The organism is Pseudogemmobacter bohemicus (genome assembly GCF_003290025.1).
GTDB lineage: Bacteria > Pseudomonadota > Alphaproteobacteria > Rhodobacterales > Rhodobacteraceae > Pseudogemmobacter > Pseudogemmobacter bohemicus.
Map to the genome: position 1 here is coordinate 807,165 of NZ_QNHG01000003.1, position 23,264 is coordinate 830,428.

The 23,264-nt window shown below is 64.9% G+C and carries 19 protein-coding genes; 5 read left to right on the plus strand and 14 right to left on the minus strand.

What is annotated here, in order from left to right:
* Position 1: 1 nt before the first annotated feature.
* Positions 2-775 (plus strand): response regulator, encoded by a 774-nt coding sequence (locus tag DRF71_RS18855; RefSeq protein ID WP_232831581.1) that lies wholly within the window; start codon positions 2-4, stop codon positions 773-775.
* Between the two features lie 419 nt (positions 776-1,194).
* On the opposite strand, the gene DRF71_RS18860 is transcribed toward DRF71_RS18855, so the two are convergent.
* The 10 genes from DRF71_RS18860 to xdhA all read right to left on the minus strand — a co-directional run bounded on the left by DRF71_RS18860 (position 1,195) and on the right by xdhA (position 13,936).
* Positions 1,195-1,926, minus strand: coding sequence for a GNAT family N-acetyltransferase (locus DRF71_RS18860; protein ID WP_112312041.1), 732 nt, complete (start codon positions 1,924-1,926; stop codon positions 1,195-1,197).
* 101 nt (positions 1,927-2,027) lie between these two features.
* On the minus strand, positions 2,028-2,492 hold the full coding sequence (locus DRF71_RS18865; protein WP_157971158.1) for a DUF1993 family protein: 465 nt from the start codon (positions 2,490-2,492) through the stop codon (positions 2,028-2,030).
* Positions 2,492-4,273, minus strand: coding sequence for an aspartate--tRNA ligase (gene aspS, locus DRF71_RS18870; RefSeq protein ID WP_112312174.1), 1,782 nt, complete (start codon positions 4,271-4,273; stop codon positions 2,492-2,494). Before aspS ends, DRF71_RS18865 begins: the two co-directional genes overlap by 1 nt.
* 133 nt (positions 4,274-4,406) lie before the next feature.
* Entirely contained in the window at positions 4,407-5,498 is a 1,092-nt protein-coding gene (locus DRF71_RS18875; protein ID WP_112312043.1) for a BMP family ABC transporter substrate-binding protein, read from the minus strand.
* Between the two features lie 50 nt (positions 5,499-5,548).
* Positions 5,549-6,478: an ABC transporter permease gene (locus tag DRF71_RS18880; RefSeq protein WP_112312044.1), complete on the minus strand. Its 930-nt coding sequence runs from the start codon at positions 6,476-6,478 to the stop codon at positions 5,549-5,551.
* Complete coding sequence (locus DRF71_RS18885) at positions 6,475-7,569, minus strand: ABC transporter permease (RefSeq protein WP_112312045.1); 1,095 nt, start codon at positions 7,567-7,569, stop codon at positions 6,475-6,477. Before DRF71_RS18885 ends, DRF71_RS18880 begins: the two co-directional genes overlap by 4 nt.
* Positions 7,570-7,665: 96 nt before the next feature.
* Positions 7,666-9,198 (minus strand): ABC transporter ATP-binding protein, encoded by a 1,533-nt coding sequence (locus tag DRF71_RS18890; RefSeq protein WP_112312046.1) that lies wholly within the window; start codon positions 9,196-9,198, stop codon positions 7,666-7,668.
* Positions 9,179-10,183, minus strand: coding sequence for a xanthine dehydrogenase accessory protein XdhC (gene xdhC / locus DRF71_RS18895; protein WP_112312047.1), 1,005 nt, complete (start codon positions 10,181-10,183; stop codon positions 9,179-9,181). Before xdhC ends, DRF71_RS18890 begins: the two co-directional genes overlap by 20 nt.
* A complete protein-coding gene (gene xdhB / locus DRF71_RS18900; RefSeq protein WP_112312048.1) occupies positions 10,176-12,533 on the minus strand; it encodes a xanthine dehydrogenase molybdopterin binding subunit in 2,358 nt (785 codons plus the stop codon). The genes xdhC and xdhB overlap by 8 nt, the downstream gene beginning before the upstream one ends.
* Entirely contained in the window at positions 12,530-13,936 is a 1,407-nt protein-coding gene (gene xdhA, locus DRF71_RS18905) for a xanthine dehydrogenase small subunit (RefSeq protein ID WP_112312049.1), read from the minus strand. The genes xdhB and xdhA overlap by 4 nt, the downstream gene beginning before the upstream one ends.
* Positions 13,937-14,188: 252 nt before the next feature.
* Here xdhA and dnaE point away from each other — a divergent pair, with 252 nt between their 5' ends.
* Positions 14,189-17,689 carry a DNA polymerase III subunit alpha gene (gene dnaE / locus DRF71_RS18910; protein WP_112312050.1) on the plus strand — a complete coding sequence of 1,167 codons (3,501 nt, stop codon included), beginning with the start codon at positions 14,189-14,191 and terminating at the stop codon, positions 17,687-17,689.
* Positions 17,690-17,692: 3 nt separating this feature from the next.
* Here the strand turns inward: dnaE and DRF71_RS18915 are convergent, their stop codons facing one another.
* The 4 genes from DRF71_RS18915 to DRF71_RS18930 form a co-directional block, all read right to left on the minus strand.
* Positions 17,693-17,971 carry a hypothetical protein gene (locus DRF71_RS18915; protein ID WP_112312051.1) on the minus strand — a complete coding sequence of 93 codons (279 nt, stop codon included), beginning with the start codon at positions 17,969-17,971 and terminating at the stop codon, positions 17,693-17,695.
* Complete coding sequence (locus tag DRF71_RS18920) at positions 17,944-18,588, minus strand: hypothetical protein (protein ID WP_232831582.1); 645 nt, start codon at positions 18,586-18,588, stop codon at positions 17,944-17,946. Before DRF71_RS18920 ends, DRF71_RS18915 begins: the two co-directional genes overlap by 28 nt.
* 193 nt (positions 18,589-18,781) lie before the next feature.
* Positions 18,782-19,642: a hypothetical protein gene (locus DRF71_RS18925; protein WP_157971161.1), complete on the minus strand. Its 861-nt coding sequence runs from the start codon at positions 19,640-19,642 to the stop codon at positions 18,782-18,784.
* A 23-nt stretch (positions 19,643-19,665) separates the two neighbouring features.
* On the minus strand, positions 19,666-19,860 hold the full coding sequence (locus DRF71_RS18930; protein WP_232831583.1) for a SlyX family protein: 195 nt from the start codon (positions 19,858-19,860) through the stop codon (positions 19,666-19,668).
* 109 nt (positions 19,861-19,969) lie between these two features.
* Between DRF71_RS18930 and hisS the strand changes: the two genes are divergently transcribed.
* The 3 genes from hisS to hisG are packed head-to-tail and all read left to right on the plus strand — an operon-like array spanning position 19,970 to position 23,264.
* Positions 19,970-21,454, plus strand: coding sequence for a histidine--tRNA ligase (hisS, locus tag DRF71_RS18935; RefSeq protein WP_112312175.1), 1,485 nt, complete (start codon positions 19,970-19,972; stop codon positions 21,452-21,454).
* A complete protein-coding gene (locus DRF71_RS18940; protein WP_112312055.1) occupies positions 21,451-22,560 on the plus strand; it encodes an ATP phosphoribosyltransferase regulatory subunit in 1,110 nt (369 codons plus the stop codon). Before hisS ends, DRF71_RS18940 begins: the two co-directional genes overlap by 4 nt.
* Entirely contained in the window at positions 22,557-23,264 is a 708-nt protein-coding gene (gene hisG / locus DRF71_RS18945) for an ATP phosphoribosyltransferase (protein WP_112312056.1), read from the plus strand. Before DRF71_RS18940 ends, hisG begins: the two co-directional genes overlap by 4 nt.

The following is a 23,264-nucleotide window of genomic DNA, read 5'->3' on the forward strand; positions in this document are numbered from 1 at the left end:
GATGCCCAGTTCCCCCTCCGGTTTCCCGCCCGCCGTTACGGTCCCAAATCCGGTTCTGCTGCCGGGGCTGTTGCCGGCGGCGATGTCCTCCTTGCCCTTGCGCGGTCTGACCGTGCTGGCGGTGGAGGACAGCCGCTATGCGAGTGAGGCGCTCAGGCTGATGTGCCAGCGTTCGGGCGCGCGGCTCAGACGGGCGGAAAGCCTTGCCGTGGCGGCGGCGCATCTGGCGCTCTACCGGCCCGATCTGGTGATCGTCGATCTCGGTCTGCCCGATGGGCGGGGGGAGGATCTGATCAGCGGGCTGAGCCGGACGGGCGGGCCGGTGGTGCTGGGAACCAGCGCCGACAGCGACGGTATGACGCGGGCGTTGCGGGCCGGGGCTGTGGGGTTTCTGGGCAAGCCGCTGCCGGATCTGGCAGGGTTCCAGGCGGCGATTCTCGCGCATCTGTGCGACCGGCATCTGCGCGGCAACCCCGGCGGCGGTGCGGTGACACCCGATGCCCTGGCGCTGCGCGATGATCTGCGGCTTGCCGAGGCGGCGTTGAAAGCCGCTCCCACGGCTCAGGCCACGCGCGACTGGCTGCGCGGCTTTCTCGCCGGCCTTGCGCTCCAGACCGGCGATGAGGCGTTGAAATCGGCAGCCGATGTCATCAGCCGCAACGGTGACATCAACCCGATCCGCGCAATTATCAGCGAGAAAATCCGCCATATGCCGCCCTTCTCCTCGCCCGACACCACCCGGGGCGATGCTGCAAGGCGGGCAGGTCATGCCTGATCCGGCGCTGCGGTCAGGACCTGATCGCTGTCCGGATAAGCATGTCCCGGGACATCGATATCGGGCCCCCCGCGCACCGCAACCGCTCACCCCGCGAAACCGCGCGGGCAGGGAGGGCAAAGGGTCAGGGCGCATAACGGCATAGCCCCACCACGCGGCAGCCCATACCGACCGCTCAGATGACACTGCTTCCTCGCTCACCAGGCAGAAAGGTCTTGTAGTCTGATATGCGATCAGATGACAGCTTCGGCCATAGGCCCCGTCGCGACAGACGGGCTGCCGTTCTGCGCTAACACGCTGATGGGTGGTGACTTTCTCCGTCGAGCCAGCCCTGCAGGCCGCTGGCTTTCCGGGTGTTCAGCCTGGCTGGGCATGCCCCGGCAGCCAAAAATTCTCCGCAATACCGCCCCGGGCCTGCCTCAGGCCAAAGCCGGGTCGCGGGCTGCGAGAAGGGGGCGCGTCAGATCCGACAGCCGCGTCACCTGCCGGCCCGCGGCATCGAAATTGGCCGGATCCAGCCAGGCCTCATGCGTCGCCGACAAAGCCGGCCATTCCTTGTCGATCACCGAAAACCAGGCCGTATCGCGGCTGTGACCCTTCACGATCATATGCTGGCGGAACACCCCTTCGAACCCGAATCCCAGCCGCTGCGCCGCCCGGCGCGAGGGCAGGTTCAGCGCATTGCATTTCCATTCATAGCGGCGATAGCCGGCGCGAAAGGCCCAGCCCATCATCAGATGCATCGCCTCGGTCACCACAGGCCCACGCTGCAATGCGGGCGAGATGCAGATATGGCCGACCTCGACCACACCGCTTTCGGGGGCGATCCGCAGAAAGGATGCGATACCGCCCGCCCGCCCGGTCTCCAGATCCCGCAGCACGAGGTAATACGGATCCGTGCTGCCCTGGGCCGCCTCCGCCCAGCGGTGGTAATCCGCAGCCGAGGCAAAGGGGCCATAGCCCATATAATCCCAAAGCCGGTCATCGCCGGCGAAGCTGTCATGCAATTCAGCGGCATGCTGCCAGGCCGAAAGCGGCTCCAGCCGCACGAGCCGCCCCTCTGGCGCGAGGCCGGCGGGCATGGGCGGCGGGGTCCAGCCGGGCAGGGCTTCGCCCCAGAGAGGGGCGGTCTTATTCTGGTCGCTGTACATGCCGGTCTCCCCCTTGGGCCACTCCTCCCGAGGCTAGGCGCGGCCCGGGTGGCGGGCAAGCGGTCACAGGATCTGGATCGACTGCCGGAAGGCAACTGGTCTCAGATCGGGGGACGGGCCGGGGGGCGGGCGAAGCCGTCGAAATCCGTCTCGCTCAACGCCACGCCCGCCGCCCGCAGCCCGGCATAGCCAAGCGCGGTCTGGAAGAAAAACAACGGCATCCCAAAGAGATGCAGAAATTCCACCGCCGGCAGAGCGACAGGGATATTGTCGATCTCCCTCCGGATCATCCGTCCGGGATCGGGGTCGAATTCGGCCGGTTTCATCCCGCCCAGCAGCGCCCGCGCCACCGCGAGGCGTGGCCCGAGCGCCGCCGGCAGATCCGGCAGCTCGCGCCCGGCCAGCGGGCAGGTTATTTCAATGGAAAGGCCCGCCGCGATGGAAAACCGCTGACGGGCCGTCATGTCCTGAAAGGGCTGATCCAGCGCATCCGGCCCCGCCAGCGCCACCATATCCGCGATCCGCGAAAGGGTATGGCGAAAGACGGGGACCGTTGCCTGATACATCATGCGTCCTTGGGGATCACCCGGAGCCTGAGCTCGCGCAGCTGTTCGTTGCTGGGCTCCGATGGTGCGTTCATCAGCAGATCCTCGGCGCGCTGGTTCATCGGGAACATGATGACCTCGCGGATATTGGTGGTATCCGCCAGCAGCATCACCAGCCGGTCGATCCCCGCCGCACAGCCACCATGGGGCGGCGCGCCATATTTGAACGCCTTGACCATGCCGCCGAAGCGCTTGTCGACTTCCGAGTTCGGATAGCCCGCCAGCTCAAACGCCTTATACATGATCTCAGGCTTATGGTTGCGGATGCCGCCCGAGATGATCTCATAGCCGTTGCAGGCCAGATCATATTGATAAGCATAGACGTTCAGCGGATCGCCCGACAGCGCCTCAAGCCCGCCTTGCGGCATCGAGAAGGGGTTGTGCGAGAAGTCGATCTTGCCCTCATCGGTCTTCTCATACATCGGAAAATCGACGATCCAGGCGAAGCGGAAGCTGTTTTCTTCGGTCAGTTTCAGCTCACGGCCGATCTCGTTGCGGGCGCGGCCTGCAACGGATTCGAACACATCGGGCTTGCCGCCGAGGAAGAAGACGGCGTCGCCAACGTCCAGACCCAGCGAGGTTCGGATCGCCTCGGTACGCTCTGCGCCGATGGCCTTGGCGATCGGGCCGGCAGCCTCGGTCGAGCCATCTTCGGCCTTGCGCCAGAAGATATAACCCATCCCCGGCAGGCCCTCTTTCTGCGCGAAGGCGTTCATGCGGTCGGCGAATTTGCGCGAGCCGCCGGTCGGCGCGGGAATGGCGCGGATCTCGGTGCCCTCGTTTTCCAGCAGGTTCGCGAAGATTGCAAAGCCCGAACCCCGGAAATGATCAGACACATCGACCATTTTGATCGGGTTGCGAAGGTCGGGCTTGTCCGAGCCATACAATTTCAGCGAGTCGCGGTACGAGATCAGCGGCCAGTCGCTATAGACCTTGCGGCCGCCGCCGAATTCCTCGAACAGGCCCTGCAGCACCGGCTGCACGGTGGCGAAAACGTCTTCCTGGGTGACGAAAGACATCTCGATATCGAGCTGGTAGAAATCGGTGGGCGAGCGGTCGGCGCGCGGGTCTTCATCGCGGAAACAGGGCGCGATCTGGAAGTAGCGATCAAACCCGGCAACCTGGATCAGCTGTTTGAACTGCTGCGGTGCCTGCGGGAGCGCATAGAATTTACCCGGATGCAGACGCGACGGCACCAGGAAGTCGCGCGCGCCCTCGGGCGAAGACGCTGTGATGATCGGGGTCTGGAATTCGTTGAAGCCCTGATCCCACATCGCATTCCGGAGCCAGCGCACCACGTTCGAGCGCAGGATCATGTTCTTGTGCATCGTGTCGCGACGCAGATCGAGGAAACGATAGGTGAGACGGGTTTCCTCGGGATATTCAGATTCGCCAAAGACCGGCAGCGGCAGGTCGCCGTCAACCGGGCCAAGCACCTCGATACCGGTGGCATAGACTTCGATCTCGCCGGTCGGGATCTTCGGGTTCACAAGGCTTGCATCACGCGCCTTCACCCGGCCATCAATCCGGATCACCCATTCCGAGCGCACCTTTTCCAGATCAGCAAAGGCGGCACTGTCGCTGTCGGCCAGCACCTGGGTGATGCCGTAATGGTCGCGCAGGTCGATGAACAGCACGCCGCCATGATCCCGCACCCGATGGACCCAGCCCGAGAGACGCACCGTCTCGCCGACATTGGCATTGTTCAGGCCCGCACAGGTATGGCTGCGATAGGCGTGCATCATCGTTCCCCTTTCCGAGGTGTGTTTGTTCGGCCTCGGTAAAACGCGGGTCGCGGGGTGAAGTCAAGCTTTGAGCGGGGGCGCATCAGCAAAAGGCCCGCCGGGGGGCGGGCCTTTCACGAAGCATATCGGCTTATTTCGGAATCTCGCCGGTGATGCCTTCGACATAGAAGTTCATCGTGGCCAGCGCGCCGTCATCGGCCACTTCGCCCTCGGCCAGCCAGGCCGAGCCGTCCTGCTTGTTCAGCGGGCCGGTGAAGGGGTGGTAAGTGCCGGCGGCGATATCGTCGCGCATCTTTTCGGCGGCAGCTTTCACATCTGCGGGAACCGCATCGGTGATCTCGCCGATTTCCACTTCGCCGCCTGCAATGCCTTCCCAGGCCGCCGATTGCTCATAGGTGCCATCAAGCAGCGCGCCGACGCGTTTGACGTAATAGGGCGCCCAGTTGTCGATGATTGCCGAGACGCGCGGGCTGGGCTTATAGGCGGCCATATCCGAGGCCTGACCGAAGCCGATCACGCCCTCGACCTTTTGCGCTTCGGCCAGCGGTGCGGTGGAATCGGTATGTTGCAGGATCACGTCGACGCCCTGGTCGATCAGCGCCTTGGCGGCATCGGCCTCTTTCGCCGGGTCGAACCAGGTATAGGCCCAGACCACCGACATGGTGACATCCGGGTTCACCTTTTTGGCATGGATGAACGAGGCGTTGATGCCCTGGATCACTTCGGGGATCGGGTAAGAGCCGATATAGCCGATCTTGTTCGATTTGGTCATATGGCCCGCGATGGTGCCCATCACGGCGCGGCCCTCGTAGAAGCGCGCGTCATAGGTCGAGACATTCGGCTGGTCCCGCTTAAACCCGGTGGCATGTTCGAATTTGATATCCGGGAACTGGGCGGCGACGGCATTGGTCGCATCCATGAAGCCAAACGAGGTGGTGAAGATGATATTGCAGCCATCCAGCGCAAACTGGGTGATGGCGCGTTCGGCATCGGCACCCTCGGGGACCGATTCCTGCCAGGCGATCTCGACCTTGTCGCCGTAAGCTTCGGTCAGCGCCAGCGCGCCCTGATGGTGCTGATAGGTCCAGCCGCCATCGCCGATCGGGCCGACATAGATGAAGCAGGCCTTCACCTTTTCCAGGCCCTGGGCCATGGCAGAGCCGCCGCTCAGCGCAAGGCCAAGCCCGAATGCGGCGGTGGCCAGCAGGTTTCTGCGTTGCATGGTTAGTCTCCCCTATCAGACCGGGGCAGCAGGCCCCGGCTTATGCTGCCTCAGCGAGAGGCGTGAAAATTCTGCCCCAGCGAGGCCGGCGCGCCAAGACTGCGCCCGCGTCCCGAGGACATGATGACAAGCACGATAATGGTGATGACGTAGGGCGCCATCGAAAGATATTCGACCGGGATGGCGTAGCCGGCAGCCTGGAGGTTTGGCCCCAGCACCATCAGCCCGCCGAAAAGCCAGGCCCCGAACAGCACACGACCGGGCCGCCAGGAGGCGAAGACCACGATGGCCAACGCGATCCAGCCCACGCCATTGGTCATATTGTCGGTCCATTGCGGCACGCGCACCAGGCTGACATAGGCGCCGCCCATCCCGGCCATGGCGCCGCCGAACAGGATGCACAAGAGCCGGATCCGGTTGACCTTATAGCCAAGCGCATGGGCGGCCTCGTGGTTTTCACCGACCGCGCGGATGATCAGCCCGGCGCGGGTGCGGTTCAGCACAAACCAGGTGGCAAAAACCATGAAAAGTGAGAAATACACCACCCAGTCATGGCGAAAAAGCATCGGCCCGAGAAAGGGAATATCGCGCAGGAGGCCCAGCGGCACGGCGCCGGTCACCGGAGGCTTGATGCCGTTATAGCCCTGACCGGCCAGCGAGGAGACCCCGATCCCGAACAGCGTCAGCGCGAGACCGGTGGCGACCTGGTTGGCCTGAAACACCTGGGTGAGGGCCGCGAAGATCAGCGAAAACGCCGCGCCACAGAGCGCGCCCGCGATAAAGCCCGCCACCGCATTCTCCAGCGTTACCGCCGCGATAAAGCCGGTAACCGCGCCGATGATCATCATCCCCTCGACGCCGAGGTTGAGGACGCCCGAGCGCTCCACCACCGTCTCGCCAAGGGCTGCGAGCAGGATCGGCACTGCGCCGACCATGAGGGACGCCAGCAGGATCGCAATATCAAGACCGCCGACGATCATGCGCCTGCCCCTTTCACCCGCGCCGCGCCATAGCGGATGCGGTAATTCGTCAGCATATCAACGCCCAGCAGGAAGAAGAGCAACATCCCCTGAAAGACCTGGATCGAGGCGGCAGGCAGGTTCAGACGCGATTCTGCCAGGCTGCCGCCCACATAGGTCAGTGCCATCAGCAGACCGGCAAAGATGATGCCAAGCGGATTCAGCCGGCCAAGAAAGGCCACGATGATCGCGGTAAACCCGTAGCCGGTGGCGAAATTCTCGGTGATCTGGCCCGAGGGACCGCTGGCCTCGAATATCCCGGCAAGCCCGGCCAGGGCGCCGGCAAAGCCAAGGCAGAAGATCACCAGCCTTGTGGGGCTGACCCCGTGAAAACGCGCGGCGCGCGGTGCCTGACCGGCAAGGCGGATGCGAAAGCCGATGCCGTGCCGGGTCAGCAGCACATAGGCCGCCACCGCCACGCCAAGCGCCGCGACCGCGCCCCAGTGAAAGCCCGACCGCTCGATCAGGTCGAGATTGCGCGCCGCCGGATAGGTCGAGAAATTGCGGCTGCCGGGAAAGCCCATGCCGTCGGGGTTCCTGAGAAAGCTGAACGAGGCTTTCGCAAGGATCGCCTGGGCGACATAGACCAGCATGAGCGATACGAGAATCTCATTGGTGTTGAATTTGGTCTTCAGAATGGCCGGGATCATCGCCCAGGCCCAGCCTCCGAAAGCGCCGGCTGCCACCATCAGGGGAAAGATCAGCCGGTTCTCTGTGGGGAAAAAGGCCAGCCCGACCGAGGCGCCGATGATGGCGCCCATGATATACTGGCCCTCGGCGCCGATATTCCAGATGCCGGCCCGGAACCCCATGGCAAGGCCGACCGCGATCAGGATCAGGGGGGCTGCCTTGATGAAAAGCTGGGCGCGGAAATATGAGGCATTGGTGCCCGCCAGCGGATCCCAGAAGATCGTGCGGATCACCGTGAACGGGTTCGAGCCGAGCAGCGCGAACAGCAACCCGCCCGCCACCATGGTCAGGATGACCGCCAGCACCGGCGTGAACCAGAGCCAGAATTGCGAGGGATTGGCGCGTCTTTCCAGACTCAGCATAGGGCGCCCCCGTCCGCCAGCCGCACCGTCCAATTCCTTGCAAGGAATTGGTCCGATTTCTTTGAAGAAATCGTCCCCCTGGCTGGCCTTCGCGCCTCAGCCCGCATGATGCGCCTCCTCCATCCCATGGGCGCCGCCCATCATCAGACCGATCTCTTCCGTGCTCAGCCCTTCGACCGGGCGCGGTGCCGAGAGGCGCCCGAGGTTCAGCACCGCAAATGTGTCGGCGATTTCCATCAGCTCGTCGAGATCCTGGCTGATCACCACCACCGCCGCCCCCTGGCCCGCGCAGTCAAGGATCTTTTGCCGGATCGCGCTGGCCGCCGCCGCGTCCACCCCCCATGTCGGCTGGTTGATCACGATCACATCGGCGCCCTGTTTCAGCTCTCGCCCCATCAGGAATTTCTGCAGGTTCCCCCCTGACAGCGCCCGCGCCGCCACATCGGGCCCCGGCGTGCGCACGTCATAATCGCGGATCACCTCTTCGGTGAATTCCCGCGTCTTCGCCCTGCGGATAAAGCCGCGATCGGCCAGCCCCATCCGGATCGAAGCCGTCAGCCAGGCATTGTCCACAAGGCTCATATCCGGCGCCGCCGCATGGCCGTAGCGGTCTTCGGGCGCAGCCACCAGCCCCGACCGCCGCCGCCCTGCCGGGCCAAGCCCGCCGATCGGCCTGCCTGCAAGCCGGATCGCCCCGGCGGGCGCGGGCAATTCCCCCGACAGCGCCAGCAAGAGCTCATCCTGGCCATTCCCGGCAACCCCGGCGATCCCCAGAACCTCGCCCTTTCGCAGGCTGAACCCCACCTCTTTCAGCGCGGTGCCAAAGGGGATCGGCGAGGCCAGCGACAGTCCCGTGACCTCCAGCGCGATCTCGCCCCTGGTCTGCGGTCGCCGCGCTGGCACCGCCAGCGAGGCGCCCACCATCAACTCTGCCATCTCGCGCGCCGAGCGCTCGCGCGGGGTGCAGGTTGCCACCACCCGCCCGCGCCTGAGGATCGTCGCCTCGTCGCAGAGCGCCCGGATCTCTTCCAGCTTATGGCTGATGTAAAGGATAGAGGTCCCCGCCGCCGCCAGCTGCCGGAGCGTCTTAAACAGGATCTCCACCTCCTGCGGCGTCAGCACCGAGGTCGGCTCGTCCATGATCAGCAGTTTCGGATCCTGAAGCAGGCAGCGGATGATCTCCACCCGCTGCCGCTCACCCGCGGAAAGGTCGCCGATATTGCGGCCGGGATCAAGCGGCAGGCCGTAAGCCTCTGACACCTCGCGGATACGCGCCGCAAGCGCCTTCATCGCCGGCGGGTTCTCCATCCCGAGTGCTACATTCTCGGCCACGCTCAGCGCCTCGAACAGGCTGAAATGCTGGAATACCATCGCGACACCCAGCCGCCGCGCCTCGGCCGGACGCGCCGGCGCATAGGGGGCGCCGCGCAGGGTCATGCGGCCCTGATCCGGCCGCACCAGCCCGTAGATCATTTTTACCAGCGTCGATTTCCCGGCGCCGTTCTCGCCCAGCAGCGCATGGATCTCGCCCTCGCGGATGGTGAAAGAGACATCGCTGTTGGCGATGACACCGGGATAGGCCCTGGTCAGGCCCTCCAGCCGCAAAAGCTCATCCGAACCGGCTGTCATCCGCGATCCCCGCCCTTTCCGTCCGCCGGGCTCCGGAGGCAGTTCCGGATTCCCGTTTCCGTTTCAATAGTTGCACCGCCACCCCGACCGCAATGGCCTGAGGGTGCTTGCCCAGGTTCATATCACCAATCGGCGAGGTGATGCGCGAAATTTCAGCCGCTTCATGCCCAAGCCCGACCAGGCGGCTGCGAAACCGTGCCCCTTTCGTGACCGAGCCGATCAGCCCGATTCCCCCCGTTTTGTGCAAAAGCAGCCGGTGGCACAGGTCCAGATCCAGCGCATGCGAGAAGGTGACGATCAGATGCTGCGCATCCGGCGGGGCATGGCGGACCAGAGCCGCGGGGTCTTCGGCCCAGAGCGCATCGACCTCTGATGGCAGCGTCTCGGGGAAGCGCTCGCGCAGGGTATCAATCCAGGTCAGCGCGAAATCGGGCAGCGGCCCGAAGACCGAGACCAGCGCCCGCCCGACATGGCCCGCCCCCCAGATCCAGAGCGGGCAGGGCCGGTCCGCCAGCGGTTCCGCCAGCCAGCCGGCGGAAAGCAGCGGGCCACCCTGCCAGGCCTGACCCTTGCGCGCCCGGGCAAGGGCGCGGCGGATCACAAAGGGCATTGCAGCCGCCCCGGCCTCGCGCGCAGACGCCACAACCGGGCGGGCAATCACGCTGCCGGTGATCGCCTCAAGGCGCGGCAGATCCCAGATCTCGCTGACCAGATCGACCACGCCGCCGCAGCATTGCCCCAGCCCGGGCCCAAGCGCATGGCGCGTGAGGCTGCCGGTCTCACTCCGGGCCAGCATCCGCCGCGCCTCACCCACCGCCAGGAATTCCAGCGCGCCGCCGCCGATGGTGCCGGCCTGGCCGCTGCCCCAGACCAGCATCGAAGCCCCATCCTCGCGCGGCGAAGATCCCTGATGCCCGGCGATCACCACCCGCACGACCGGCCCATGGCCCGCAATGGCCTGGCGCAATGCGACCCGGTCAAACATCGCGCCTGACCCTTTCCACCGCTGCCAGCACCGCCTCGGGCGTCGCGGGCGCCACCAGGTCTGGCCAGATCCGGCCAGCGCCGCAGGCCGCCACCGCCTCGGAAAGCGCCGTAAAGACCGAGATCCCCAGCATGAAGGGCGGCTCACCCACCGCCTTGGACCGCCCCACCGTCGCCTCGGGATTGGGCCGGTTCCACAGCTCAACGTTGAAAATGCGCGGCCGGTCGGAACAGGCGGGGATCTTGTAGGTCGAGGGCGCATGGGTCATCAGTCGGCCCTGTCGGTCCCAGACCAGCTCTTCGGTGGTCAGCCAGCCGGCCCCCTGGACATAGGCGCCCTCGATCTGGCCGATATCAATCGCCGGATTCAGCGGAGACCCCGTATCATGCAGGATATCCGCGCGCAGGATGCGGTTCTCGCCGGTCAGGCTGTCGATCACCACCTCGCTCACCGCCGCGCCATAGGCAAAATACAAAAACGGCCGCCCTTCGCCCTTCACGCGGTCCCAGGTGATCTTCGGCGTGGCATAATAGCCGGTTGAAGACAGCGAAATGCGCGCCTGGTAGGCCCAGGCGGCAACGCGGGCAAAGGGGTATTCCTCGCCCGCCACCCGTACCAGCCCGCCCTCAAACCGCACAGAACCGGGCGCGACCTGGTGCTTTTCGGCCAGAAACGCCGCCAGCCGCCCCCGGATCACCAAAGCCGCCTCGCGCGCGGCCATGCCATTCAGATCCGAGCCCGACGAGGCCGCCGTCGCCGAAGTATTCGGCACTTTCGCGGTATCGGTGGCGGTGATGCGGATACCCTCTGCCTCCAGCCCGAACACCTCCGCCACCACCTGGGCGACCTTTTGATTCAGCCCCTGGCCCATCTCGGTACCGCCATGGTTCAGATGGACCGAGCCATCCTGATAAAGATGCACCAGCGCCCCCGCCTGGTTGAGCCAGGTCAGCGTGAAGGAAATCCCGAACTTCACCGGCACCAGCGCAATCCCGCGTTTCAACACCTTTGAACCCGCATTCCAGGCCGTAATCTCTGCCTTGCGTGCCAGATAGCCCGCGCTCTCCGCCAGCCGCGCCACCAGCTCATGCCCGACAAAATCCTCCACCGGCATGTGATAGGGCGTCTTCTGAACTGTCCTCTTCCTCTTGACGGAAATACTCCGGGGGGCTCCGGGGGGCTGGCCCCCCGGCTCCGCCGCAGCCTCATAGAAATTCGCCCGCCGCACCTCCAGCGGCTCGCGACCAAGGGCAAAAGCCACATGATCCATCACCCGTTCGATACCGATCATGCCCTGCGGCCCGCCAAAGCCCCGGAATGCCGTGGCCGAGGCGGTATTGGTCCTCAGCCGGTGGCTCTCGATACGGATCGCCGGCAGAAAGTAGCAGTTATCCGCGTGCAGCATGGCGCGGTCGGCGACCGGCAAGGACAGATCCTGGCTCCAGCCGCAGCGGAAGAGATGGGTGAAAGCCAGCCCCAGCACACGACCCTGATCATCAAACCCGGCCTCGTAGCGGATCTCCAGATCATGGCGCTTGCCGGTGATCACCATATCATCGTCGCGGTCATAGCGCATTTTGCAGGCGCGACCGGTCAGCCGCGCCGCCACCGCGCAGGCGATGGCCAGCGCATTGCCCTGGCTTTCCTTGCCACCGAAACCACCCCCCATGCGCCGCGTCTCGACCCGGACCGCGGCCATTGGCAGATGCAGCGCATGGGCGACCTTGTGCTGAATCTCGCTTGGATGCTGGGTCGATGACAGGATATGCATCCCGTCCTCCTGCGGCAGCGCCGCCGCGATCTGGCCTTCGAGGTAGAAATGCTCCTGCCCGCCGACGGGAAAGCGCCCTCCGATCCGGTGCGGAGCGGTTGCGATCGCGGCCGCCGCATCACCCCGGGCCCAGATCACCGGCCCCTGCTCGAACCGGCTGCCGGCGGCAAGCGCCTCCTCAATGGTCAGGATCGGTGCCTCTTCCCGGTAGTCGATCCGCGCCAGCCGCGCCGCGCGCCGCGCGTCCAGATGGCTTTCAGCCACCAGGATGAACAAGGGCTGGCCGTGGAAATGGATGGCATCGGGGCTGAGGAGCGGCTCGTCATGGGTCGAGGGGGAGCAATCCGGCACCGCGCCGAACTCGGTCACCAGGTCTTCGGCGGTGATCACCCGCACCACGCCCGGCGCCGCCAGCACCGGGGCAAGGTCGATCCGGTCAACCCGCCCGCGCGTGATGGTGGCAAGACCAAAGGCCAGATGCAGCGCGCCCTGGGGCAACGGAATATCATCGAGGTAACGCGCGGTTCCCGCGACATGCAAAGGCGCGGAATCATGGGGAAGAGGTTTGCCGATGCTCATGGTGCCACCCTCAGGACCGAGGTTTCCAGGCCGGCGCGCTCATAAAAACAGCGCAGCAAAAGGTTCTGTGCGGCGCTCAGGCGGTAGGTGGCCGAGGCCCGCATATCGGAAAGCGGCTGGTAATCCTTTGCGAGGGCGCCCATCGCAACGCGGATCGTGGCCTCGCTCCAGAGGCTGCCGGTCAGAGCGGCTTCGGTGGCGGGGGCGCGTTTCGGGATACCGGCCATGCCGCCAAAGGCGATGCGGGCGGCAGTGATACGGCCATCGGTCACCGTGATGTTGAAACAGCCACAAAGCGCGGAAATATCCTGATCGAAGCGTTTCGAGAGCTTGTAACAGCTGAGATCGGGCGCCGGAGGAAGGGTGATTGCCTCGACAAATTCGCCGGGGCGGCGGTCCTGTTTGCGGTAATCGAGGAAGAAATCCTCCAGCGGCAGGGCGCGCCTTTCCGCGCCGCGCCGCAGATGCAGGGTGGCGCCGGCGGCAATCAGCGCGGGCGGGCTGTCTCCGATCGGGGAGCCATTGGCGATATTGCCGCCGATCGTCGCCGTATTGCGGATCTGGGCCGAAGCAAAGCGGCGCAAGAGTTCCGCGAGGGCCGGGTGGCTGTGCTGCACCGCCTCGCGCAGCCGGGCGATGGTGACCATGGCGCCGAGCCGGAGGCCGGTTTCGCTTTCGGTGATCTCCTGCAGGTCCGGGATGCCGTTTAGGAAGATCACCGGGTTCAGTGCGCGCAGCTGTTTGGTGACCCAGAGCCCGATATCGGTGGCGCCCGCGATCAGAGTGGCCTCGGGGGTGGCGGCGTAAAGCGCGGCGAGCGCATCGGTGTTTCGCGGGCGCAGGGGGGCTGTCTGCCCCCCTCGGCCTTCGGCCTCACCCCCCGAGGATATTTTCGGACAGATGAAATCGACATCTTTTTCGAGCCAGTCGGGGATGGGCGCGGATTCAGCGGCCATGGCTGCACGGATGATCGGGGCATAGCCGGTGCAGCGGCAGAGATTGCCGGCAAGCGTGTCGTCATGGGCGGTGTCGCCGTTCAGATGGGCGGCGGTCATCGAGGCGATGAAGCCCGGGGTGCAAAAGCCGCATTGGCTGCCGTGATGGCTGATCATGGCCTGCTGGACGGGGTGCATCTGGCCATTCGGACTGGTGATGCCTTCGACGGTGCGGATCGCCCTGCCGTCGAGCTGCGGCAGGAAGAGGATGCAGGAATTGACCGCACGGGCGCCGGTTTTATCGCGCAGGATCACCGTGCAGGCGCCGCAATCACCCTCATTGCAGCCCTCTTTGGTGCCTTTCAGCCCGCGCACCTCGCGCAGCCAGTCCAGCAGGGTTCGGGTCGGGCTTTCGCCGGCCGGGATATGGGTCTCGCTTCCGTTCAGCCAGAAACTGATGCCGGTCATTCGGTTATCCGCCGCGATACTCCCTGTGGCGGGGCCAGATCGTCACTCCTGTGCCTGCCGGCCCGATGCGGCGTAGGGCCGGCGGTTTGCCCCTTTGCTTATGGTTTCATCAAGCCGGGGCGGGGCTGGGCTGGCAAGAGGAAATATCAATCGGGTGACGGAAAGGCACGATCGGGGCGGCCGGCTGCCACCTGTGCGGGCAAAGCGGGTTTCGGCCTTTCGCCGGCGGGGGGCAGGGGCTAGATTGGGGGCATGTCAGGCGCTTTGAAATTCATCCATCTGCGGACCCATACCGAACATTCGCTGCTGGAAGGTGCGGTGCCGGTGAAGAAACTGGTCAAGCTGGCGGCGGCGGCAGAGATGCCGGCGATCGCGGTCACCGATTCCAACAACATGTTCTGCGCGCTGGAATTTTCCAGCCATTGCAAGGATGCCGGGCTGCAGCCGATCATCGGCTGCCAGGTGGCGCTGGATTATGATCCGGCGGCGCCGGGGGAAAAGCCGCGCCTGCCGGCTTCGGTTGTGCTGCTGGCACAGTCCGAGGCGGGCTACGAGAATCTGATGAAGCTGAACTCCTGCCTCTATCTCGGCAAGGCGGGGCAGCTGGTGCAGGTGACGGTCGATCAGCTGGCGGCGCATTCGGGGGGGGTGATCTGCCTGACCGGCGGGCCGGACGGGCCTCTGGGCCGGCTGTTGCAGGGCGGGCAGGAGCCGAAAGCGCGGGCGCTGGTGCAGCGGCTTGCCGCGATCTACCCGGACCGGCTTTATGTCGAGTTGCAGCGCCATCCGGGCGAGGGTGGGCGGCTGCCGCATGCGGAGGCTTCGTCCGAGCGTGGCCATATCGAGCTGGCTTACGCGCTGAACCTGCCGCTGGTGGCGACGAATGACGTCTATTTCCCGAAATCCGACATGTATGAGGCGCATGACGCGCTGATCTGTATTGCCGAGGGCGCCTATGTCGACCAGCTGGAGCCGCGCCGCCGGCTGACGCCACAGCATTATCTGAAATCGGAAGCAGAGATGTGCGCGCTGTTTGCCGACCTGCCAGAGGCGCTGGAAAACTCGGTCGAGATCGCGCGCCGCTGCGCCTTCATGGCCTATAAGAGGAAGCCGATCCTGCCGATCTTCGCGGAAGACGAGGTTGAGGAACTGCGCCGTCAGGCCTGGGAGGGGCTGGAGGCGCGTCTGACTGTGATCCCCCTGGCGGCTCCGCGCGAGGAATACGAGGAACGGCTGAAATTCGAACTTTCGATCATCGAGCGGATGGGCTTCCCGGGCTATTTTCTGATCGTGGCCGATTTCATCAAATGGGCAAAAGACCACGATATTCCGGTCGGGCCGGGGCGGGGTTCGGGGGCGGGGTCGCTGGTCGCCTATGTGCTGACGATCACCGACCTTGACCCTTTGCGCTATGCGCTGCTGTTCGAGCGGTTCCTGAACCCCGAACGGGTCTCGATGCCCGACTTCGATATCGACTTCTGCATGGATCGCCGCGAGGAGGTGATCCAGTATGTCCAGGACAAATATGGTCGCGACAAGGTTGCGCAGATCATCACCTTCGGCGCTTTGCTGTCGAAAATGGCGGTGCGCGATGTGGGGCGCGTCCTGCAAATGTCTTATGGCCAGGTCGACCGTCTGGCCAAGATGATCCCGGTCGAAGGCGTCAAGCCGGTCTCGATCACCAAGGCGCTGGCGGATGAGCCGCGCCTGCGCGAGGCGGCGAAGGAAGAGGTGGTCGGGCGGCTTCTGAAATATGCCGAACAGGTCGAGGGGCTTTACCGCTCTGCCGGCACCCATGCCGCCGGGGTGGTGATCGGCGACCGGCCGCTGGATGAGCTGGTGCCGCTGTATCAGGATCCGCGCTCGGATACGCCGGCCACCCAGTTCAACATGAAATGGGTCGAGGCGGCGGGGCTGGTGAAATTCGACTTCCTTGGCCTCAAGACCCTGACCGTGATCAAGGACGCGATCCGCCAGGTGCTGGAGGCGGGGCGGCCCTTGCATATCGGCCCCGATGGCATCCGGCTTTACGATCCGCCGAAGGGTGCCGAGAACGATATCGGGCATATCCCGCTGGATGACAAAGCGACCTATGAGCTTTACTCGGCGGCGCGCACGGTAGCGGTCTTCCAGGTGGAAAGCTCGGGGATGATGGATGCGCTCCGGCGCATGAAACCCACCTGTATCGAGGATATCGTGGCGCTGGTGGCGCTGTATCGCCCCGGCCCAATGGAGAATATCCCGACCTATTGCGAGGTGAAGAACGGCACGAAGCCGCTGGAATCGATCCATCCAACCATCGACCATATCCTGAAAGAGACGCAGGGCATCATCGTCTACCAGGAACAGGTGATGCAGATCGCCCAGGTGATGGCGGGCTATTCGCTTGGCGGCGCCGATCTTCTGCGCCGCGCGATGGGGAAAAAGATCGCCGAGGAAATGGCGAAGGAGCGGCCCAAATTCATCGAGGGCTGCACCGCCACCCACCAGATCGACACCAAGAAATCCGGCGAGGTCTTTGACCTCCTGGAGAAATTCGCGAATTACGGCTTCAACAAATCGCACGCAGCCGCCTATGCGGTCGTCAGCTACCAGACCGGCTGGATGAAAGCGAACCACCCGGTCGAATTCATGTCCGGCGTGATGAATTGCGATATCCATCTCACCGACAAGCTGGCGGTCTACAAACGCGAGCTGGACCGGATGGAGGTCCAGGTGGTGCCGCCTTGCGTCAACCGCAGCCTCGCGGTGTTCTCGGTCAGGGATCAGAAACTGGTCTATGGCCTTGGTGCGCTGAAAAATGTCGGTGTCGAGGCGATGCGCTCGATCGTCGAGGCGCGCCGGATCAATGGCAGCGAGAAGCCCTTCGCCACGCTTTTCGATTTTGCCCGCAGGGTGGATCTGAAAAGGATCGGCAAACGCCCGATGGAGATGCTGGCCCGTGCCGGCGCCTTTGATCAGCTTGACCCCAACCGCGCCCGGGTGTTCGAGGCTCTGGACGGGCTGGTGGCTTATTCGGCGGCGGTGCATGAGGCGGCGGCCTCGAACCAGGTCTCGCTTTTTGGCGAGACGGGCGCCGATATTCCCGAGCCGCGCATGCCCTACCGCGATGACTGGCTGCCGGTGGAACGGCTGGGGCATGAGCATCAGGCGGTGGGGTTCTACCTCTCGGGCCATCCGCTTGACGATTACATGCCGGCGCTGAAACGGCAGAAGGTCGAGACCCTGGCCGAGATCACCCGCAAAGCGCTGGCCAAAGGCCCGATGGTGGCCAAAATCGCCGGCTCGGTCTCGGCGCGGCAAGAGCGGAAATCGGCGAAAGGCAACCGTTTCGCCTTTGTCTCGCTTTCCGACCCGACCGGGCTTTACGAGGTCACCTGCTTCTCGGATGTGCTGGAGGCCTGCCGCGAATTCCTCGAACCCGGCAGCAATGTGGTCCTCACCGTCAAGGTCGATCCGGAGGGCGAGGGCGTCAAGCTGCTTGCCAATGGCGTCCAGCCGATTGACCAGGTGGCGGCAAAGGCCGAGGCCGCCGATATCCGCATCCATATCGACCGGCCCGAGGCGGTGAATTCCATCGCGATGCTGCTCGGCAAATCCGAGGGCAGGATGCGCGGGCGCGTCACGCTTTGCGTCCCCGACGAAGAGGGGCGCGAGATCGACCTGTTGCTGCCCGATCCTTACCCGGTCAGCCCGCAGATCCGGGGCGCTATCAAGGCGATGCAGGGCGTGGTGATGGTCGAAGAGGTCTGATCCCTATTCTTCCAGCACCGTCCAGCCGGTATCATGCCAGAGTTGCGGGCCGGTGCGGAGCAACAGGTCGCTGGCGAGGGGCCGGGGCTCGGCCAGCCGCAGCGGGGAGAGGACCGGGAATGTCTCATGGGGCAGCCGGACATCTGACGAAAACCGTGCCCTGATGGTTTTGACGTCGGGATAGCGTATCGCCCATTCGGCCAGCTGTCTCAGAATGGCGATTTCCGCATCCCCGGGATCGCTGGCCCAGAGGATCAGGTCGGTACGGGGGATGGCCGCCACGATCCGCGCCTTCGTCTGATCCTGCCAGAAGGTGTCCTGCACAGAAATGTCCAGGCATCCGCCCCCATCACCATCTGAATCCGCCCGCCTTGCAGCCGTTCAGGGTGCAGCCCGGCGGTCATTGCCGGCAGATTGGCCAGCCCGGCGCTGATGGTTTCCCTGCGGTCACAGGCGGAATGACCCACGCTCCTTTCCAGGCAGCCGGGCGTAAAGACGTGGTTGTTCGAAAACCTCTCCTCCCATATCCCCCAATGAACCTGAAACGCGTCGGTCAGGGTCGTGCTGACGCCCTGATTTTTCCTCCAGGGCTTCGCGTCCTCGTCGTTGATGTCACGCGGCATCATAATCCGGGGCACGATCAGCTCGGGCTGTGGCGGTTTTACGGTCCGGGGGGCGTTGTTTTTTGCCGTAGTCTCCTGATGTCGTTGCACCAGGTGCGCAACGAAGTCCTGGACCAGCTGCTCGCGCCCGGCGCCGCTCTTTGTCTCGCGCAGGCTTTCGGTCAGATCCGGCAGCCCGAGGATGGGTGTGCCTTGGCGCGCCCATGCTCCGCCCCTGTTGCCGGCGTAACGCGCTGCAAGGGCCGGATCCTGGATTTGCAGCGCGTCCAGCACCATGCGGAGGGTGTGCCGGTCATCCAGCGGGCGCGGCAGATCGGCGAAGCCCGGGGCGGACAGGGCGCCGAGAAGAAGCGAGAGGCAAAGGGAAACTGGGCGTATCATGGTTAAAATCACCGGAAGACTTTCCTGCCGCGCTACCGCGACAAAACGGCAAAGTTTTGCCCCGCATCGCGAAGGACTGCACCGGGGATTACTCTGCCAGCACCACCCAGCCCTCGCCTGTCCAGCTGAAGAGATCGGGGCTGACCGCATAGGCCCCGCTTTCCCAGCTGGTTCCGGCCAGCCCGCGCAGGGCGGCGATGTCATCCGGGCTGCCATCGGCGATCCAGATCAGGGTGTCGCGGGTGGGGATGGCGGCGATCAGGCTCTGATGGCCCTTTGCCCGCTCCTCCCACAGCGCGGAGATCAGCAGGAGCGAGGATTCGTAATAGCCGTCCAGCCTGACCTGATAATAGGGGCCGGTTTGCGAGATGGTCATTTCTTTCAGCCGCGCGGCAAGGTTGCTCTGGCTCAGCGAGGCAAGGCCATCGGGGTCCAGCGCCAGCACCTTCATCATATCCTTGTCAAGCGAAGCGGTCCATTCCGGCTGGTCCACCACCCAATACTGGATCAGGCCGCCGGCAAAGGGCAGCAAGGGCGGCTCCTCTGGCAAAGCAGCGGCCAGCCTCAGCCTGTCGCGGATCACCGGCATCACGCTGGCCGGATCAACCTCGCTTTCGGCGCCGGTCTCGTCAAATGAGGCGATGACCGCCGCCATATGGCGGTCGAAAATCTCCTGTCGGCGGGTGGCATCGGGTTCGGCCCGCAGCGCCATGTCGAGATTGTCGGGATAAAGCGTTGTCGTCTCGCCCCCTGGCAGCGTCACCGCAAGGCTCAGATCGGTTTCATCCAGCGTGACGGGCAGGTCAGGGGCGGCCCTGGTCATGGCGTCCTGCATCAGGCCCAGCGTCTCGCGCGGGCCGGAGGGGATGGCGATATCGGTCTGCCCAGATGCGGGCAGCAGCGTCAGAAACACCGCTGCGACAAGGGTACACAGGCGAAGGCGGATCATGTCCAGGGCCGCTTTCAGCGGTTTCACCAATGCGGCGGCGGCTGGTTCGCCGCCGGCGCCTCGCTTGCCATCATCTCGCGATCGGCCTCGCGCTCCATCAGCATCTGTACGCGGCGCGACAGCTGTGTGATCTCGCGGTCCTGGCGCGCCACCACATCCGAGAGGTCATCCACCGCCCGGATCAGATGGGCGATCCGCTCTTCCAGTGCTTCCGCCATGGCCATTCATCCCCCGCTTGTCGCCTCTTGCCCCATCCGCTAGAGGATGCAGCAAGTGCCGCCAGGCTGCAATGCATCGGGGAAAACCCCCTATCCGAAGGCAGAACCCATGTCCGAAGGCAAGATCCGCCGCCCCCGGGCCGAGACCCCCAAGGGTTTCCGCGATTATTTCGGCGCTGAAGTGACCGAGAGGAAGGCGATGCTCGACGCCATTGCCGGGGTCTATCATCGCTACGGGTTCGAGGCGCTTGAGACCTCTGCGGTGGAAACCGTCGAGGCTTTGGGCAAATTCCTCCCCGATGTGGACCGCCCGAATGAAGGCGTTTTCGCCTGGCAGGATGAGGATGAGGCCTGGATGGCCCTGCGCTACGACCTGACCGCGCCGCTGGCGCGCGTCGCGGCGCAGTACAGGAACGACTTGCCCTCGCCTTACCGCCGCTATGCGATGGGGCCGGTCTGGAGGAATGAAAAGCCGGGGCCCGGCCGTTTCCGCCAGTTCTATCAATGCGACGCCGATACAGTCGGCACCGGCTCGGTGGCCGCCGATGCCGAGATCTGCGCCATGCTGTCGGACGCGCTGGAGACCGTTGGCATCCCGCGCGGCGATTATGTGGTCAAGGTCAATAACCGCAAGGTTCTCAACGGGGTGATGGAGGTCGCGGGCGTTCTCGATCCCTCCGACGCCGCGCGGTTCGAGGCCGAGCGCGGCATCGTCTTGCGTGCCATCGACAAGATCGACCGGCTGGGCGATGCGGGTGTGCGGGCGCTCTTGGGCGAGGGCCGCAAGGACGAGTCCGGCGATTTCACCAAAGGTGCTGGCCTGTCTTCTGAACAGGCCGAAGTGGTGATGGGCTTCGTCTCTGCCAAACGCGACAGCGGGGCTGCGACCGTCGCGCGGCTGCGCGAACTGGTCGGCGCCTCGCTACTGGGAGCCGAAGGCGTCAATGAGCTGGAAACCATCGCGGCGCTGCTGGATGCGGGCGGCTATGGGTCTGACCGGATCGTGCTGGATCCGGGCGTCGTGCGCGGCCTTGGCTATTATACCGGCCCGGTTTTCGAGGCCGAGCTGACCTTTGAGATCCTTGACGAAAAAGGCCGCAAGCGCCAGTTCGGCAGCGTGGCGGGCGGCGGGCGCTATGATGATCTCGTGAAGCGTTTCACCGGCCAGGCAGTGCCTGCAACCGGAATTTCCATCGGGGTTGACCGGCTGCTTGCGGCGCTGCATGCCAAGGGGCGGGTCGCAGCGGACACCACCGGGCCTGTGGTCGTCACGGTGATGGATCGCGACCGCATGGCTGATTACATGTCCATGGTCGCGGATCTCAGGAATGCGGGCATCCGCGCCGAGGTCTATCTCGGCAATCCGAAAAACTTCGGCAACCAGCTGAAATATGCGGATAAACGTCACAGCCCGGTCGCGGTGATCCAGGGTTCGGACGAGGCGGCGCGCGGCGTCGTGGTGCTGAAAGACCTGATCCTTGGCGCGAAGATCGCCGAGAATGCCACGCTTGAGGAATGGAAGGACCGCCCCGCCCAGGTCGAAACCCCGCGCGGCGAGCTTGTCGCGGCGCTCCGCAAGATGCTCGCGCAATGACGCTGTCTGCCAGCAACAAGGCCAGCATCCGCGCCGTTGCCGAAGCGCTTTATGGCCAGTTGCTCGCGGCTGGTGCGGTGGCGGTCGAGACCGAGATCCTGCAGCCCGCCGGCACGCTTCTCGACCTTTACGGTGAGGATATCCGCGCCCGCGCCTATGTGACTGCCGATCCGGGCCTTGGTGAGATGATGCTGCGCCCCGATTTCACCGTGCCGGTGGTCGAGGCGCATATGCGCGACGGTGCCGAGCCTGCGCGATATGCCTATATGGGCGAGGTTTTCCGCCGCCAGGAAGACCCCGATGCCCGCGCCCGCGAATATCTCCAGGTGGGTTTCGAGGTGTTCGACCGCGCAGCCCCCGAGGCCGATGCCGAGGTTTTCGCGCTGTTTTCCAGCCTGCTGGCGCCGTTGAACCTGCGCCCTGCCACCGGCGATATCGGCATTCTGATGGCAGCAGTGCGGGGGCTTTCGACCCCGGGCCGGCGCAAGGCGGCGCTCTTGCGCCATATCTGGCGCCCGAAGCGTTTTCGCGCCCTGCTCGACCGTTTTGCCGGCCGTGCCGTGCCATCGCCGGCCCGGGCCGCCTTGCTCGACCGGCTGAAATCCGACGCGCCGGGGGCGCTGATCGCCGCAGCGGGCCCGCTGGTCGGCCTGCGCTCGGCCGAAGACATCGCGGAACGGGCGGCGGCACTGCTGGAGGATGCGGCCACCCCGCCGATTGCGGCGACAGAGGCGGCGCTGCTTTACGATCTGTTGACGCTCCAGGCACCCTCGCTGGCGGCGCTGGCGCATTTGCGCGGCATTGCGCCGATGCTGCCCGCGATCACCCCGGCGATTGACGCTTTCGCGGCGCGGCTCGATGCGCTGAAGGCGCGTGGCATTGATGTCGAAAGCCTGCCTTTCGAGGCGAGCCACGGTCGCACCACGCTGGAATATTACGACGGTTTCGTTTTCACCCTTGCTGCAGCCGATCCGGACCTGCCGGCAGTGGCCTCAGGCGGGCGCTATGATGCGTTGACGGCACATCTGGGCCAAAGCGGCTCGATCCCGGCGGTGGGGGGGATCATCCGCCCCGAACTGGTCGCGCGCCTCAGGGGGGAAATCTGATGCTGAAGATCGGGGTGCCCTCCAAGGGCCGGCTGATGGAGAAAACCTTCGACTGGTTCGGGGCGCGCGGGCTGGCGATGGTGAAGACCGGCAATGAACGGGAATATTCGGGCCGCATCGACGGGATCGAGGGGGTGGAGCTGGTGATGCTGTCCGCCGGAGAGATCCCGCGCGAACTGACGGCAGGGCGGATTCATCTGGGCGTCACCGGCTCAGATCTCGTGCGCGACAAGCTGGCGGGATGGCAGGCGCGGGTGACCGACTGGCAGGCGCTTGGCTTTGGCCATGCCGATCTGGTGATCGCGGTGCCGCAGGCCTGGGTCGATGTCGATACGCTGGACGATCTCGATGCGGCGGCGAGCGCTTTCCGCGCGCAGCACGGTTTCCGCCTGCGGATTGCGACCAAATATCACCGACTCGTGCGCGAATTCCTGACCGCCAACGGCGTCGCCGATTACGCGCTTGTCGACAGCCAGGGCGCAACCGAGGGCACGGTGAAGAACCTCACCGCCGAGGCGATTGCCGACATCACCTCCTCGGGCGAGACTTTGCACGCCAATCACCTCAAAATCCTTTCGGACGGGCTGATCCATCAAAGCCAGGCCACGCTCTTTCTCGCCCGCAAGGCGGATTGGAGCCCAAAGAAAGCCGCAACCCTCCAATCCGTTGCCGAAAAACTGGGTCTTCCCGTCCCCCGGCTCTGA